Annotated in this window: 15 protein-coding genes; 7 read left to right on the top strand and 8 right to left on the bottom strand. The window is 65.3% G+C overall.

Annotation, left to right across the window (positions count from 1 at the left end; all coding sequences use genetic code 11):
• Nucleotides 1-10: 10 nt before the first annotated feature.
• Nucleotides 11-304, top strand: coding sequence for a DUF1330 domain-containing protein (locus ABE528_RS25615; RefSeq protein ID WP_152956089.1), 294 nt, complete (start codon nt 11-13; stop codon nt 302-304).
• Nucleotides 305-381: 77 nt separating this feature from the next.
• Here the strand turns inward: ABE528_RS25615 and ABE528_RS25620 are convergent, their stop codons facing one another.
• Together ABE528_RS25620 and ABE528_RS25625 are read right to left on the bottom strand one after the other, a co-directional pair.
• The gene (locus ABE528_RS25620) at nt 382-1104 is read right to left on the bottom strand and encodes a pirin family protein (RefSeq protein WP_346654431.1); all 723 of its coding nucleotides are present in this window, start codon (nt 1102-1104) and stop codon (nt 382-384) included.
• A gap of 266 nt (nt 1105-1370) precedes the next feature.
• Nucleotides 1371-2390, bottom strand: coding sequence for an alpha/beta hydrolase (locus ABE528_RS25625; protein WP_152956091.1), 1020 nt, complete (start codon nt 2388-2390; stop codon nt 1371-1373).
• A 146-nt stretch (nt 2391-2536) separates the two neighbouring features.
• Between ABE528_RS25625 and ABE528_RS25630 the strand changes: the two genes are divergently transcribed.
• Nucleotides 2537-3421 carry a LysR family transcriptional regulator gene (locus tag ABE528_RS25630; RefSeq protein WP_346654432.1) on the top strand — a complete coding sequence of 295 codons (885 nt, stop codon included), beginning with the start codon at nt 2537-2539 and terminating at the stop codon, nt 3419-3421.
• 49 nt (nt 3422-3470) lie between these two features.
• Here ABE528_RS25630 and ABE528_RS25635 read toward each other — a convergent pair whose 3' ends face one another.
• From ABE528_RS25635 to purU, 6 genes are read right to left on the bottom strand one after another with little or no spacing between them, the layout of a single operon-like run.
• The gene (locus ABE528_RS25635; RefSeq protein WP_346654433.1) at nt 3471-4076 is read right to left on the bottom strand and encodes a sarcosine oxidase; all 606 of its coding nucleotides are present in this window, start codon (nt 4074-4076) and stop codon (nt 3471-3473) included.
• A gap of 3 nt (nt 4077-4079) precedes the next feature.
• Entirely contained in the window at nt 4080-6983 is a 2904-nt protein-coding gene (locus ABE528_RS25640) for a 2Fe-2S iron-sulfur cluster-binding protein (RefSeq protein ID WP_346654434.1), read from the bottom strand.
• On the bottom strand, nt 6980-7285 hold the full coding sequence (locus tag ABE528_RS25645) for a sarcosine oxidase subunit delta (RefSeq protein ID WP_346654435.1): 306 nt from the start codon (nt 7283-7285) through the stop codon (nt 6980-6982). The genes ABE528_RS25640 and ABE528_RS25645 overlap by 4 nt, the downstream gene beginning before the upstream one ends.
• Before the next feature lie 12 nt (nt 7286-7297).
• The gene (locus ABE528_RS25650) at nt 7298-8539 is read right to left on the bottom strand and encodes an FAD-dependent oxidoreductase (protein ID WP_152956096.1); all 1242 of its coding nucleotides are present in this window, start codon (nt 8537-8539) and stop codon (nt 7298-7300) included.
• Nucleotides 8521-9432 carry a bifunctional methylenetetrahydrofolate dehydrogenase/methenyltetrahydrofolate cyclohydrolase FolD gene (gene folD / locus ABE528_RS25655; protein ID WP_346654436.1) on the bottom strand — a complete coding sequence of 304 codons (912 nt, stop codon included), beginning with the start codon at nt 9430-9432 and terminating at the stop codon, nt 8521-8523. The genes ABE528_RS25650 and folD overlap by 19 nt, the downstream gene beginning before the upstream one ends.
• The gene (gene purU, locus ABE528_RS25660; protein WP_346654437.1) at nt 9429-10295 is read right to left on the bottom strand and encodes a formyltetrahydrofolate deformylase; all 867 of its coding nucleotides are present in this window, start codon (nt 10293-10295) and stop codon (nt 9429-9431) included. The genes folD and purU overlap by 4 nt, the downstream gene beginning before the upstream one ends.
• A gap of 246 nt (nt 10296-10541) precedes the next feature.
• On the opposite strand from purU, the gene ABE528_RS25665 reads away from it, so the two are divergent.
• The 5 genes from ABE528_RS25665 (at nt 10542) to ABE528_RS25685 (ending at nt 13657) form a co-directional block, all read left to right on the top strand.
• Nucleotides 10542-10943 carry a hypothetical protein gene (locus tag ABE528_RS25665; protein WP_346654438.1) on the top strand — a complete coding sequence of 134 codons (402 nt, stop codon included), beginning with the start codon at nt 10542-10544 and terminating at the stop codon, nt 10941-10943.
• 88 nt (nt 10944-11031) lie between these two features.
• Complete coding sequence (locus ABE528_RS25670) at nt 11032-11253, top strand: MbtH family protein (RefSeq protein ID WP_054887100.1); 222 nt, start codon at nt 11032-11034, stop codon at nt 11251-11253.
• Nucleotides 11250-11969 (top strand): alpha/beta fold hydrolase, encoded by a 720-nt coding sequence (locus ABE528_RS25675; protein ID WP_346654439.1) that lies wholly within the window; start codon nt 11250-11252, stop codon nt 11967-11969. The genes ABE528_RS25670 and ABE528_RS25675 overlap by 4 nt, the downstream gene beginning before the upstream one ends.
• Nucleotides 11970-12026: 57 nt before the next feature.
• Complete coding sequence (locus ABE528_RS25680) at nt 12027-12578, top strand: hydrolase (protein ID WP_346654440.1); 552 nt, start codon at nt 12027-12029, stop codon at nt 12576-12578.
• Between the two features lie 26 nt (nt 12579-12604).
• The gene (locus ABE528_RS25685) at nt 12605-13657 is read left to right on the top strand and encodes a DUF1615 domain-containing protein (protein WP_152956101.1); all 1053 of its coding nucleotides are present in this window, start codon (nt 12605-12607) and stop codon (nt 13655-13657) included.
• Nucleotides 13658-13773 lie beyond the last annotated feature (116 nt).

The following is a 13773-nucleotide window of genomic DNA, read 5'->3' on the forward strand; positions in this document are numbered from 1 at the left end:
GAACCCGCGGATGAAGGCCTACTGGATCGCCCACGTCGACGTCACCGACCCCGAGCAGTATCAGCAGTACACCCAGCGCGCCCCCGCTGCCTTCAAGGCATACGGTGGCCGCTTCCTGGCCCGCGGCGGGCGCAGCGAGGCAATGGAGGGGCGGCCCACTCCACAGCGTAGCGTGGTGATCGAGTTCGATTCGTATGAGCAGGCGGTGGCGTGCTACCGGTCGGAGCTTTACCAGGAGGCCTGCAGCCATCGCCAAGGGGTGGCGATGGCTGAGGTGATCATCGTCGAAGGGTTCGAACCTTAAGAACGAGCGCCGCTCGCTCCACAGGATTGCGCTGTACCTGTAGCAGCGAGCGTAGCGCGCGATGAGGCCGATCCTGCTTACGGCATGCCAGGCAATTCATGCGGCCGCAGGTCGAACACCAGCACCTCGGCATCCACCCCATTGCCCAGCTCCAGCAGCTGTTCCTGGCGCACCCGCACGCCGTCCCCTTCCTTGAGCACCTGGCCATTGAGCTCGATGCTGCCGCGAGCCACATGCACATAGGCATGGCGGTTGTCCGGCAGGGCCAGCGTCGCGTGTTCTGCGCCATCGAAGAGCCCGGCATACACCCGTGCGTTCTGCTGAACCTGCAATGACCCCTCGGCACCGTCTGGCGAGATGATCAGGCGCAACTTGCCGCGTTTCTCCTCGGCACTGAAGTGCTGCTGCTGATAGCGCGGCGTCGCCCCTTTGACGTTGGGCACGATCCAGATCTGCAGGAAGTGCACCGGCTGCGTCTGGCTGTGGTTGAACTCGCTGTGTGCCACACCATGGCCGGCGCTCATCAGTTGCACATCGCCCGGGCGGATCACCGAGCCGGTGCCCAGGGTGTCCTTGTGCTCCAGCGCGCCTTCGAGCACGTAGGAGAAAATCTCCATATCGCGGTGCGGGTGCTCGCCAAAGCCCTTGCCAGGGATGACGCGGTCGTCGTTGATCACCAGCAGGTCGGAAAAACCTTGCTCGTCCGGGTTGCGGTAATGGCCGAAGGAGAAGGTGTGGAAGGATTTCAGCCAGCCATGGAAGGCCAGGCCGCGGTCTTGGGCGTTACGGACGGTGAGCATGGGGAATTCTCCTTGAAATGCCGGAGCTGAAAGGGCTGTCGGCTGTTGATGGGAGAAGCTTACTGTCAGTTTTTATGCTGAAAAATAGGGTTTGTTTGGTTTCAGTGTCTCCTTTTGGGTGACAATTTGGTCGTGCTTGGGGGTGTTCACCTTGAGGGTTTCGGCGCTCGATCTGATGGGCGCTGTAAATCTTGGGCAGGCACCTCTATGCCCAAACGCGAAAAGCAAAAATACCCGCCTAAGCGGGTATTTTCGTATCTCTCAGATCACTGCAGATGCACTTTCAACTCCCCAGCCGCCTGACGCATCGCTGCTTTCACAGCTGGCACCTGGCTCAGCGGATTGAGCAAGCCATAGTCATGAATCATGCCGTTGTAGCGCACCGAGGTCACCGTCACGCCTGCCGCATTCAGCTTGCGGGCATACGCTTCACCCTCATCGCGCAGCACATCGAACTCGGCGGTTTGCACCAGCGCTGGCGGCAAGCCTTTCAACTGTTCACTGCTAGCCCGCAGCGGCGAGGCGTAGATCTCTGCCCGTGCCTTGGCATCAAGGGTGTAGTTGTCCCAGAACCATTTCATCATCCCGGTGGTGAGGAAATGCCCCTCGGCAAACTGCTGGTAAGACGCAGTCTCGAAGCTGGCATCGGTCACCGGCCACAGCAGCAACTGGAAGCGCAGGGCTGGCGTGCCGGCCTCTTTGGCCTTGAGCGCAACTACCGCTGCCATGTTACCGCCGACGCTGTTGCCGGCCACGGCCAGGCGCTTGCCGTCGACACCGATCTCCTTGCCGTGCTCGGCCACCCATTGGGTTGCGGCGTAAGCCTGGTTGATCGCCGTCGGGTAGTGCGATTCAGGCGATGGGGTGTAGTCCACATAGACCGCCACCGCGCCGGAGCCGACCACCAGGTCGCGGATCAGCCGCTGGTGGGTCGGGAAGTCGCCAAGCACCCAGCCACCGCCGTGGAAGAACATGAACACCGGCAGCTCACCTTTGACATGGGCCGGGCGCACCACCTGCAGTTTGATCGACTGGCCGTTGGCCTGAATGGTGCGTTGCGTGACCTCGATACCGGACAGGTCGACCTTCACCGAAGCCTGGGCACCGGTCAGCACGGCGCGGGCGTCTTTCGGGCTGAGCTGTTCAAGCGGCTTGCCGCCACCTTGCTCCAGCGCTTCGAGGAAGGCCTGGGTGTGCTGTTCGACGCCTGGGCTGCCAGCGGCGAAAGCGCTGGACACGGACAGGGCGAGGAGCGAAGCGGTAAGGGCTTTGTGGACAATGTTCATGAGCGAATCCTTTTCTATGTAAGTGCTGGTAATGGGCGTCTTGCCTGGCCTTCAGGGCCATCGCTGCGACCTGTGTGTAGAGTAAGGAGATGCATTGGCGGGAAAAAGCCGCTATAAAGCGTTTGACTGTCATCAAGAGCGAGACAATGAACCCCTACGAAGACATGCGCATCTTTGCCCAGGTCATGGAGGCTGGCAGTTTCACCGCCGCTGCCGACCGCCTGGGCATGTCCAAGCAATCGGTCAGCCGCCGCTTGATGCAGCTCGAAGAGCGCCTCGGCGTGCGCCTGCTCAACCGCTCCACCCGCCGCCTGGACGCCACGCCGCTGGGCCAGCACTACTACCAGTCGGCGCTGCGCCTGCTGGGCGAGGTGCAACAGGTGGAACACGACATCAGCGGCCAGGCCCAGGCCCTGCGCGGCACCTTGCGCGTGAGTGCGCCGCTGTCGTTCGCCATGGCCCACCTGGGCTGCCTGCTGACCGAGTTTCTGCAGTTGCATCCGCAGGTGGATGTGGAGGTGGACCTGAGCGACCGCCCGGTGGACCTGATCGGCGAGGGCTATGACCTGGCGCTGCGTATCGGTGCGCTGGAGGACTCCAGCCTGATTGCCCGGCGCATTGCCGATGTCGAGCGGGTGTATTGCGCGAGCCCGGGGTACCTCGAAGCTCGTGGCGTGCCAGCGAAACCGGAAGACCTGGCCGGGCATGATTGCCTGCCCTATGGGCATTCGCGGCAAGTGCAGTGGCAGTTCCGCCAGGGCGGCAAGACCCAGGCGATTCAGGTGAGCGGGCGGATGCGGGCGAATAACGGCGAGTTGCTGCGGGACGCGGCGATTGCCGGGATGGGGGTGACCTATCTGCCAACCTTCATCGTCGGCCAGGCGCTGGCGCAAGGGCGCTTGGTGACGGTGCTGGACCAGTGGGTGCCGCCAGCGTTGCAGTTGTCGGCGGTGTATCCCCAGCACCGGCAGGTGGCGCGGCCGGTGCAGGGTTTCGTGAGCTTCCTGCGCGAGCGGCTGAAACAGCTCTGAAACCGCGTTGGCTTCTTCGCGGTTTTACCCGCGAAGAAGCCAGCACAGGTCAAGGCATCAGCTGATCCACCCCCACCCACCCGCCAGCGAACTCATCCATGGCATCCAGCACCGCCTCCTGGAAGTACGCCAGCGACGCCCGGTCGAACAGCAACTGCAACGCCGGCAATTCATCACTGCCGACATTCACCACGATCACATTGATCCGCGCCGCCGAGGTCTGCGCCACGGCACCGACGGGAAACGCCTGCAGACGCAAATCGACCCCGCACAACTTGGCCATCACCGCACTGCAATACTCCCCCGACAACTGCAACCAGGCATGGCTGTCCTGTCGCGGCAGCAGATAGTTGCGCCGGGCATCCTGCACCCATGTCTGTTCTTCTTCAGCTACCCGTGCGCCCTGGTCGGCAAAGCTGCCCAGCAACAGGTACTCGCTGGCCGACAGGCGTGCGACCCAGCCGCCGTCATCCTGGCGCAAGGCCTGGTTGGGCAGCGTTGGCAAACGGTAGCCACGCTCTTCCAGGTACACCGCACTGTCCCCGCCGCGAAACCCGACCCGCGCCAGTTCGGTCAGGTCGGTCAGCGCACAGCTGTGTAACAGCTCGGCCCGCGGGCTGCGTGGGATGAAGGCTTCAGCTTTCAGGCTGGTCATGGTTCAGAGCTCCTGGCGCAGGTTGTCGGGGTCATGGAAGGGCAGTTGCACCACCTTGGCATTGACCATCACGCCGCCTTCCACGCGGATCGGGATGTGCATGCCAGGCGTCGCCTGATGGGCGCCGGCGTAGGCCAGGCCGATGATCTGCCCCAGGGTCTGCGAGTACTCGCAGGAGGTGACGTTGCCGCTGATGTCCGGGCCGTCCAGCACCAGGTGGCCCTCCAGCGGCTGCGGGCTGCCCTTGGGCAGGGTGAAGCCGACCAGCTTGCGTTTGAGCGGCTGCGCTTCGAGGATTTCGATCGAGCGCTTGCCGACGAAGAACGGCTTCTTGCGGCCAATCGCCCACTGCATGTCGATCTCTGCCGGGTGGGTCATGCCATCAGTGTCCTGGCTGATGATCACGTGGCCTTTTTCCAGGCGCAGCAGGCGCTGGGTCTCGACACCGAACGGGCGGATGCCCAGCCCGGCACCGGCCTGCATCAGCGCGTCCCACAGGCGCTCGGCATGGCGCGCCGGCACGTGCACTTCATAACCCAGTTCGCCGACAAAGCCGACCCGCAGGATGCGCGCCGGAATGCCCGCCACCGTGCCCAGGCGCACGCCCAGGTAGGGGAAGGCTGCGGCCGACAGCTCGACATCGTCACAGACCTTGGCCAGCACCTGGCGCGACAGCGGCCCTGCCAGGTTGACCGCAGCCAGCGCGGCGGTGACGTTGGTGATGTCCACGTCCAGCCGCCACTGCGCGTTCCACTTGAGCATCTGCTGGTAGATGCGGTCGACGCCGCTGGTAGTGGCGGTGACGTAGAAGTGCTGCTCGGCCAGGCGCGCGCAGACGCCATCGTCGATCACCACGCCGTGCTCGTTGGTCATCAGCGCATAGCGGGTGCGGCCGATGGCCAGCTTGGCAAAACCGAAGGTGTACAGGCGTTCCAGCAGTTCGGCGGCGTCGGGGCCGCGCACGTCCAGGCCACCCAAGGTGGACACGTCGATCAGGCCGACCTTCTCGCGCACATGGCGGGCTTCTTCCTGCATGCAGCGCTCGCGTTCCTCGGGCTTGCCGTAAAAGGCCGGGCGCTGCCAGATGCCGGCCGGCATCATCTTCGCACCGGCTTGCAGGTGGCGGCGGTGCATCGGCGTCTGCCGGTACGGGTCGAACGCCCGGCCGGCGACATGCGCCAGCTTTTCTGCCTGGAACGGCGGACGGGCGGTGGTCACGCCGGTTTCGCTGATGCTGCGGCCAGTGGCCTGGGCCACCAGGCGTGCGGTGGGCAGTGCCGAGTGGCGGCCTTGGGACGGGCCCATGCCGACCGTGGAGAAGCGCTTGACCAGTTGCACATCGCGGTAGCCGCTGCGGGTGGCGTTGACGATATCGCGCACTTGCAAATCCTCGTCAAAGTCGACGAAGTCCTTGCCCTTGGGGTGCGGGAAGATCGGCCAGGGGAAGTTGACCTTGGCCTCGGCAACGTAGGCCGCTGGCGTGGGTGCTTGCAGGCCCAGTGCAGCAAGGGCTTCGGCGGCGCCGCGGCTGGCGTCGGTGAGCACGTTGTCCAGGCAGTGGCGGCCGTTCACCGAGCCGGCGATATCCAGGCCGATGGGCAGGTTGCTGATGGCGAACTCGTCACGGTTGACGTCATAAGCCAGCTTGCCACCGGCCTGGCACAGCAACTGATAGACCGGCATGTAACCGGCAGACATGCACAACAGGTCGCAGGCCACGCGCAGGCCATGCTCGCCCACCTTGCCCTGGCCCGTGATCGGGCGGATGTCCGCGCCCGTGACATGGCGCATGCCCGCTTCGTGCAGGGCTTCATAGACGGTGCTGCCCAGGTGCAGGGGAATGTCGCGACGTTTCAGCTCGCTGGCCAGCGCAGCATCGGCAGGCGCGGCGCGCATGTCGACCACGGCGGCGACCGCCACGCCTTGCTCCTGCAGGTCGAGCGCCGCCAGGTAGCCGTCATCGTGGCCGGTGAGGATCACCGCACGTTGCCCCGGCTTGACTGCATACCACTTCATCAGCCGCTGCGCGGCGCTGGTCAGCATTACTCCGGGCAGGTCGTTGTTGCGGAACACCACCGGCTGATCGAACGACCCGGCGGCCACCAGGCAGCGGCTGGCGCGTACCTTGTACAGGCGCTTGTGCTGGATTACCGGCAGGTAGTTGTCAGTGAACCAGCCGTTGCAGGTGGCCTCACACAGCACCTGGATGTTCGGGTGGCCTTCGACGGCGGCCAGCAGCTCCTGGCGCAGGCTGGCGGCGCGGGTACCGGCGATGTCGAAGCGGGCGTAGGTCAGCGAGCCGCCGAGCACCGGTTGTTGCTCGATCAGCAGCACCTTGGCCCCGGCATTGGCGGCATCCAGCGCGGCGCGCAGGCCGGCAGGGCCGGCACCGATAACGGCCAGGTCCACAAACAGGTACGCCTTGTCGTAGTACTGCGGCTTGAAGCCGAGGTCGAGCACGCCGAGGCCGGCCTTCTTGCGGATCAGCGGCTCCCAGACCTTCCACATGCCCTTGGGTTTGTAGAACGAGCGGTAGTAGAAGCCCACCGGCATGAAGCGCGAAAACTTGCCCAGATAGGCATCGCGGTCGTGCTCCAGGCTGCCGTTGAAGTTTTGCCCGGTGACCACCAGGCCGTCGCGCGCGACCTCCATGTCGGCCAGCACGTTGGGCTCCTCGGGGAGCTGCACCAGGGTGTTGGCGTCCTGCCCGGTCATGCTCAGCGGGCCACGCGGGCGGTGGTACTTGAACGAGCGTGACAGCAGCCAGCGGCCGCTGCCGAGCAGGGCACTGGCAATGGTGTCACCGGCAAAGCCCGGGCAGGCCTGGCCGTCGAATTCGAATCGCAGGGGCCGCTCGCGGTCGATCAGCAGGCCCATGGGCGCGGGGAGGCGAGTGAGGCTGTTCATCCGGCGATCTCCGGGCTGGCGGCGGGGGTGAAGTCGACGCGGCGGTCGAACAGGGCTTTCGGGTCGAAGGTGCGCAGCACATGGTCGCTGACGGTGTGGCGCTCGGCCAGGAACCAGTAGCTCGAGGCGTTGTGCAGCCACCATTCGATGACCACGCCGGCCAGGTTGTCGCTGTTGAACACGTAGTCGGCCCACTCGGCGTCACTGCAGCTGGCCGGGTCGGGCATGTGCTTGAATTCGCCGCCGTAGGTGAACTCGCTGATGTTGCGCGGGCCGTTCAAGGGGCAGGTCAGGATCTTCATCGTCGTGTGCTCCTAGTGGCTGGCCGCGGTGGCGCCCATTTCGTTGACTTGCTGGAAGCGGCTGAAGCGCTCCAGGGCGAACGGCGCGATCATTGCCGGCACCTTGCCGCCGCTGGCGACCAGCTCGGCCATGGTCTTGCCGCAGATCGGCGTGGCCTTGAAGCCCCAGGTGCCCCAGCCAGCGTCCAGGTAGTAGTTGTCGACCGGCGACAGGCCCATGATCGGGCTGTAGTCCGGGGTCATGTCGGTCATCCCGGCCCACTGGCGCATCAGCTTGGCGTTGGCCATGAACGGGAACATCTCGATGGCATGGGCCAGCAGGCTTTCCTTGAGGTCGAGGGTGGAGCGGGTGTTGTACAGCGGGTACGGGTCGGAACCGCCGCCGAAGACGATCTCGCCACGGCTGGTCTGCTGCACGTAGCAGTGCAGCGCCGAAGAACTCACCAGCGGGTCGAGGAACGGCTTGAACGGCTGGGTGACCATGGCCTGCAGCGGGTATGTGTGGATCGGTGCACGGATGCCGGCCTTGGCCATCAGCAGCGAACTGGCACCGGCCACCGCCTGCACCACGCAACCGCACTGCACGGTGCCGCGGTTGGTCTTGACCGCTTCGATGCGGCCGTTGCGGATCAGCAGGTCCTGCACTTCGGTCAGCTGGTGGATTTCCACGCCGCGTTTGGCGGCCTGCTTGGCGTAGCCCCAGGCCACCGCGTCATGGCGCGCGGTGGCGCCGTCAATGTGCCAAAGGCCGGCCAGCACCGGCAGGTGGCCGGGGTCGAGGTTCAGGCTCGGCACCAGCTCACGGATCTGCTGGCGGTCGATCATTTCGGTGCGCCCGCCGAAGTGCTTGTTGACCTCGGCGCGCTGGCGGAAGGCGCGCACGGTGGCGTCGGTGTGCGCCAGGGTCAGCTGGCCACGCTCGGAGTACATGATGTTGAAGTCGAACTCGTTGGACAGGTTCTGGAACATCCGCACCGATTCTGCGTAGAAGCGCACGCCCTCGGAGGTGAGGTAGTTGGAGCGGATCACCGCGGTGTTGCGCGCCGTGTTGCCGCCGCCCAGGTAGGCCTTTTCCAGCACGGCAACGTTGGTCACGCCGTGGTACTTGGCCAGGTAATAGGCGATGGCCAGGCCGTGGCCACCGCCGCCGATGATCACCACGTCATAGCGCGGCTTGAGTTCGCAGGGTGGCGGCAGGTCGACCTCCACCGGGTAGTCGGCGCTCAGGCCGTATTTCAGCAGGGCGAAAGGCATGCGGTGCGCTCCTGGTGGGCGGCCTGTTGCTGCAGGTCGAGGGCGAGCAGGGTGTTTTTCATCAGGTAGGCGATGGTCATCGGGCCGACGCCGCCGGGCACCGGGGTGATGGCGGCGACCTGGGGCAGGGCGGCAGCGAAATCGACGTCGCCGACCAGGCGGCTATGGCCGCCTTCCTCGATGCGGTTGATACCGACATCGATCACCACCGCGCCAGGTTTGAGCCACTCGGCGCCGATCAGCCGCGGCTTGCCGACCGCCGCGACGACAATGTCGGCCTGGCGGCACAGCGCCGGCAGGTCGCGGCTGCGCGAGTGGACGACGGTCACTTTGCAGTCGGCCTGCAGCAGCAGCGCGGCCATGGGCTTGCCGACGATGTTCGAGCGGCCGACCACCACCGCGTGCTTGCCGCGCAGCTCGCCGCAGGCATCGCGCAGCAGGCGCATGCAGCCGCTGGGGGTGCAGGGCGTGAGCACATCGCGCCCCTGGGCCAGGCCGCCGACGTTGGCACTGTGGAAGCCATCCACGTCCTTCAGCGGGTCGATGGCCTGGAGAATGCGGTGCTCATCGATATGCTTGGGCAACGGTAGTTGCACAAGGATGCCGTTGACCTCGGGGTCACGGTTGAGCCGGTCGATCAGGGTCAGCAGTTGCGCCTGAGTGGTGTCGGCCGGCAGGCGATGTTCCAGCGAGCAGATGCCCACTTCCTCGGCGCGCAGCACCTTGTTGCGCACGTACACCTGGCTGGCCGCGTCGGCGCCGACCAGGACCACTGCCAGGCCCGGCTGCACGCCGCCTTTGCGCAGGGTCTGCACCTGCTCACGGACCTCGGCCAGCACCCGTGCCGCGGTGGCCTTGCCGTCGATCAGCTTGATGCTGGGGATGGCGTTCATTTGAAGATCACCGTGCGGTCGTGGTTGAGGAACACCCGGTGTTCGAGGTGGTATTTGACTGCGCGGGACAGGGCGATGGTCTCGGTGTCGCGGCCGATCGCCACCAGGTCGTCGGGGGCGTAGGCGTGGTCCACGCGCTGCACTTCCTGTTCGATGATCGGGCCCTCGTCGAGGTCGCTGGTGACATAGTGGGCGGTGGCACCGATCAGCTTGACCCCGCGCTGGTAGGCCTGGTGATAAGGCTTGGCGCCCTTGAAACCGGGCAGGAACGAGTGGTGGATGTTGATCGCCCGGCCCGACAGCTGGCGGCACAGGTCGTCAGAGAGGATCTGCATGTAGCGCGCCAGCACCACCAGTTCGGTGGCGGTGTCCTCGACGATGCGCATCAGCGCGGCTTCCTGCTCGGCCTTGGTGTCCTTGGTTACCGGCAGGTAGACGAAGCGGATGCCCTGGCGCTCGGCCATGGGCCGCAGGTCGAGGTGGTTGGAGACCACAGCGGTGATGTGCATGTCCAGCTCGCCCTTGGCGTGGCGGTAGAGCAGGTCGGCCAGGCAGTGGTCGAACTTGCTCACCATCAGCAGCACGCGCAGCGGCCGGGCGCTGCTGTGCAGGCTCCAGTCCATGTCGAAACGCTGGGCCACATCGGCGAAGCCCGCTTGCAGTTGTGGCGTGTCACCGCTGACACCGGTGTTGTAGCGGAATACGGCGCGCATGAAGAAGCGGCCATTGTCCTCGTCGTCGAACTGCGCCATCTCGCTGATGTAGCAACCGTGCTCGGCCAGGTAGGTGGTCACCGCAGCGACGATGCCGGACACGGCCGGGCAGCTGACGCGCAGGATGAAGTGATCGGGAGCGGGGTGCATGTCGGATAGGCCTCGTGATGGAGTGGGGCAGGTCGGGCACAAGGGCAAAAGCGGCTTCGCGGGCGGCGAACGGATGTTTCTTCATGGGAATATAAATTTCCCTTGGGCGATTTATAGGCGAAGCGAGGGGCACGGGTCCAGTGTTTTATGAAATTTTTTATCCTGACAGGAAAGTTCTAGGCACCGGCTGACCCTCTGCGAGCCGGGTTCACCCGCGAACAGGCCGTCGCAGGCTATGCTTGATCCATGACCACACCCACCCCTGTACGCCAACCGTGCCCCCCTGGCGCCTGTGACTGCGGCCGTGAGCACCTGGCCGAACACCCGCCGGCGGCCCAGCGCATCCTCCTGCTCACCCGCCAGGAAGAAAAGCGCCTGCTTGAACGCCTGGAAAACCTCAAGGACCTGGAAGACCTGCAGCACCTGCAACGGCGTCTGTACGAAAACCTCGGCATCCGCGTGCACATCAGCCCCGGTTTCAACGAGGTGCGCACCATGCGCGGCATCGTCATCGAACTCGACGACCAGCCCGGCCTGTGCCGCAAGACCCGCCAGTCGATCCCGGCCGCGATCCGCCGGGGCCTGGAGCGCAACCCGCAGGTGGCGTTCCGCCTGCTTGATGCACATGACTTGCTGAGAGACGCCTGAGGCTAATTTTTCCGTAGTGCCCTACGTCTACCTGAGAACCTCCCTGCGCCAGGCGCGCAGCGGCATCCATCACTCAAGGAGACAGGCAATGACTTCTGTATTCGATCGCGACGATATCCAGTTTCAGGTAGTGGTCAACCACGAAGAGCAATACTCCATCTGGCCGGACTACAAGGCCATCCCCGAAGGCTGGCGCGCCGTGGGCAAGAGCGGCCTGAAGAAGGACTGCCTGGCCTACATCGACGAAGTCTGGACCGACATGCGCCCCTTGAGCCTGCGCCAGCAGATGGCCGCAGCTGCCGCCCAGTGACCCCGCTCAACCTGCTGTGCCTGCCGTACTCCGGGGCCAGTGCCATGGTCTACAGCCGCTGGCGGCGCAAGCTGCCGGCCTGGCTGCAGGTGCGCCCGGTCGAGCTGCCTGGGCGTGGTGCGCGCATGGCCGAGCCGCTGCAGACCGACATGCAAGCGCTGGCCCGGCAGTTGGCCAACGAGCAACGCCTGGCCGCCAACGCACCTTATGCCTTGCTCGGCCATAGCCTGGGCGCACTGCTGGCCTTCGAACTGGCCCACGAACTGCGCGCGCTGGGCTGTGCGCCGCCGCTGGCGCTGTTCGCCTGCGGCACTGCGGCGCCCACCCGGCGCGAAGACTACGACGGCCACAACTGGCGCGACGCCAAGACCGATGAACAGCTCAAGTGCGAACTGCGCGAGCTCAATGGCACACCGGAGGAAGTGCTGGCCAATGCCGAGCTGATGAGCCTGACCTTGCCGACCCTGCGCGCCGACTTCCTGCTTTGTGGGCGCTACCTCTACCGCCAGCGGCCGGCCCTGCAGTGCCCGCTGCATGTGTTCGGTGGCGAAGCGGACCGGGCCAGTGCAGAGCAACTGCAGGCCTGGCGTCAGGAAACCCTCGGCGCGTTCTCGCTGCAGATGTTCCCCGGTGGCCACTTCTTCATTCACGAACACGAAGACCGCGTGCTGGGTGCGCTGACGCAGGCCCTTGAAGCGCATCGGCTTTCTGCCTGATTGACGGCGCCGCCTGCCTGGGGGAGGCTAGGTCTTTTCCCAGGCAAGGGGCAGACAATGCTGATCGAACATCACAAGGCCACGCTGCTGGTCGTCGACATCCAGGAAAAGCTCATTGGCGCCATGAGCGACCCACAGGGCACCCGCGCCCGAGCGCGCTGGTTGCTCTCGGCCTGCAATGACCTGGAACTGCCGATCGTGATCTCCGAGCAGTATCCCAAAGGCCTGGGCCACACTTTGGCGGAACTCATCGCGGTGGCGCCGGCGGCCGAGGTGGTGGAAAAGACCCATTTCTCCTGCGTGGCCGCCGAGTGCCTGCCGGCCGGCCTGATGGCCCGTGAACAGGTGATCGTCTGCGGCATGGAAACCCACGTCTGCGTACTGCAAACCGTGTTCGGCCTGTTGGCCCTGGGCAAGCAGGTGTTCGTGGTCGAGGATGCCTGCGACAGCCGTACCCCGGCCAACAAGGCCGCGGGCCTTGCGCGCATGCGCCAGGCCGGCGCGCAGGTGGTGACCCGGGAAATGGTGCTGTTCGAGCTCATGGGCAGCGCCAGCCACCCGCATTTCCGCCATATCAGCAAGACCTACATGGTCGGTGAACAGCCCTGAACGGGCGGCTGCTGGCGGCAGGGCTGATGGCCCTGGCGCTGCTGCAGGGCTGCGCCGGGCGCCGCGAGGAAGAGCCTGAGGCCGACCCGGCCAAGGTGCGTGCCCAGCTGATGCGCCTGCTGCCGGCCCAGGCCAAGGACCGCGAAGGCTGGGCCAAGGATATCCAGGTGGCGTTCGAGGCCCAGCGCATCACACCGAGCAAAAGCAACCTGTGCGCGGTGCTGGCGGTGACCGAGCAGGAATCGACCTTCAACGCTGATCCGCAGGTACCCAACCTCGGTCGCATCGCCCGTGAAGAGATCGACCGCCGCGCGGCGCGCCTGCACATTCCCACGCTGCTGGTCGACGGTGCGCTGAAGACGCCCTCAGGCAATGGCCAGAGCTATCAGCAGCGCCTGCTGGCAGTACGCAGCGAGAAGCAGCTGAGCGCGCTGTACGACGAGTTCATCGCCCGCCTGCCGTTGGGCAAGACCTTGCTCGGCGGCTTGAACCCGGTGCACACCGGTGGGCCGATGCAGGTCAGCATCGAATTCGCGGAGAAACACGCCAAGGATTATCCCTACACCTACGACGGTACTATCCGTCAGGAAGTCTTCAGCCGCCGTGGGGGCATGTACTTCGGTATTGCTCATTTGCTCGGCTACCCGGCGCATTACGAGCGCCAGCTGTACCGCTTCGCCGATTTCAACGCGGGTTGGTACGCCAGCCGCAATGCCGCGTTCCAGGCAGCGTTGAGCAAGGTCACCGGGGTGGAGCTGGCGCTGGATGGCGACTTGATCGCCCCCGGTTCGATCATGCCCGGCAGCACTGAGCAGGCGGCGCGCAAGCTGGGGGTGAAGTTGGGGCTGCGCAACCCACAGATCCGCAGCCAGCTGGAGTTGGGCGACAGCCTGGCGTTCGAGGACAGCAAGCTGTACGGCGGGGTGTTTGCCCTGGCCGATGCGGCGGCGGGCAAGCCAGTGCCGCGGGCGGTGTTGCCGGGGATCGAGCTGAAGAGCCCGAAGATTACCCGCAAGCTGACCACCGCCTGGTTTGCCGGGCGGGTGGATGAGCGTTATGAGCGGTGCATGAACCGATAGTTTTTTCCTGTGCCGGCCTCTTCGCGGGTTTAACCGCGTAGAGGCCGGCACAGGCGAAATACGGTTTAGCTCCATGCCACGGCCACCTGGTCGTCAGAGGGCGTGATCCCGGCCAC

Origin of the sequence: Pseudomonas sp. TWI628 (genome assembly GCF_039673865.1) — a bacterium.
In the GTDB taxonomy this organism is placed as follows: Bacteria; Pseudomonadota; Gammaproteobacteria; order Pseudomonadales; family Pseudomonadaceae; genus Aquipseudomonas.

Coding starts and splice junctions, on each gene's coding strand:
- ABE528_RS25680 (WP_346654440.1), top strand. CDS start 12,027: ATGCTGATCGAACATCACAAGGCCACGCTGCTGGTCGTCGACATCCAG.
- ABE528_RS25630 (WP_346654432.1), top strand. CDS start 2,537: ATGAACCCCTACGAAGACATGCGCATCTTTGCCCAGGTCATGGAGGCT.
- ABE528_RS25670 (WP_054887100.1), top strand. CDS start 11,032: ATGACTTCTGTATTCGATCGCGACGATATCCAGTTTCAGGTAGTGGTC.
- ABE528_RS25615 (WP_152956089.1), top strand. CDS start 11: ATGAAGGCCTACTGGATCGCCCACGTCGACGTCACCGACCCCGAGCAG.
- ABE528_RS25640 (WP_346654434.1), bottom strand. CDS start 6,983: ATGAACAGCCTCACTCGCCTCCCCGCGCCCATGGGCCTGCTGATCGAC.
- ABE528_RS25650 (WP_152956096.1), bottom strand. CDS start 8,539: ATGCCTTTCGCCCTGCTGAAATACGGCCTGAGCGCCGACTACCCGGTG.
- ABE528_RS25625 (WP_152956091.1), bottom strand. CDS start 2,390: ATGAACATTGTCCACAAAGCCCTTACCGCTTCGCTCCTCGCCCTGTCC.
- ABE528_RS25645 (WP_346654435.1), bottom strand. CDS start 7,285: ATGAAGATCCTGACCTGCCCCTTGAACGGCCCGCGCAACATCAGCGAG.
- folD (WP_346654436.1), bottom strand. CDS start 9,432: ATGAACGCCATCCCCAGCATCAAGCTGATCGACGGCAAGGCCACCGCG.
- ABE528_RS25685 (WP_152956101.1), top strand. CDS start 12,605: ATGGCCCTGGCGCTGCTGCAGGGCTGCGCCGGGCGCCGCGAGGAAGAG.
- ABE528_RS25635 (WP_346654433.1), bottom strand. CDS start 4,076: ATGACCAGCCTGAAAGCTGAAGCCTTCATCCCACGCAGCCCGCGGGCC.
- purU (WP_346654437.1), bottom strand. CDS start 10,295: ATGCACCCCGCTCCCGATCACTTCATCCTGCGCGTCAGCTGCCCGGCC.
- ABE528_RS25620 (WP_346654431.1), bottom strand. CDS start 1,104: ATGCTCACCGTCCGTAACGCCCAAGACCGCGGCCTGGCCTTCCATGGC.
- ABE528_RS25665 (WP_346654438.1), top strand. CDS start 10,542: ATGACCACACCCACCCCTGTACGCCAACCGTGCCCCCCTGGCGCCTGT.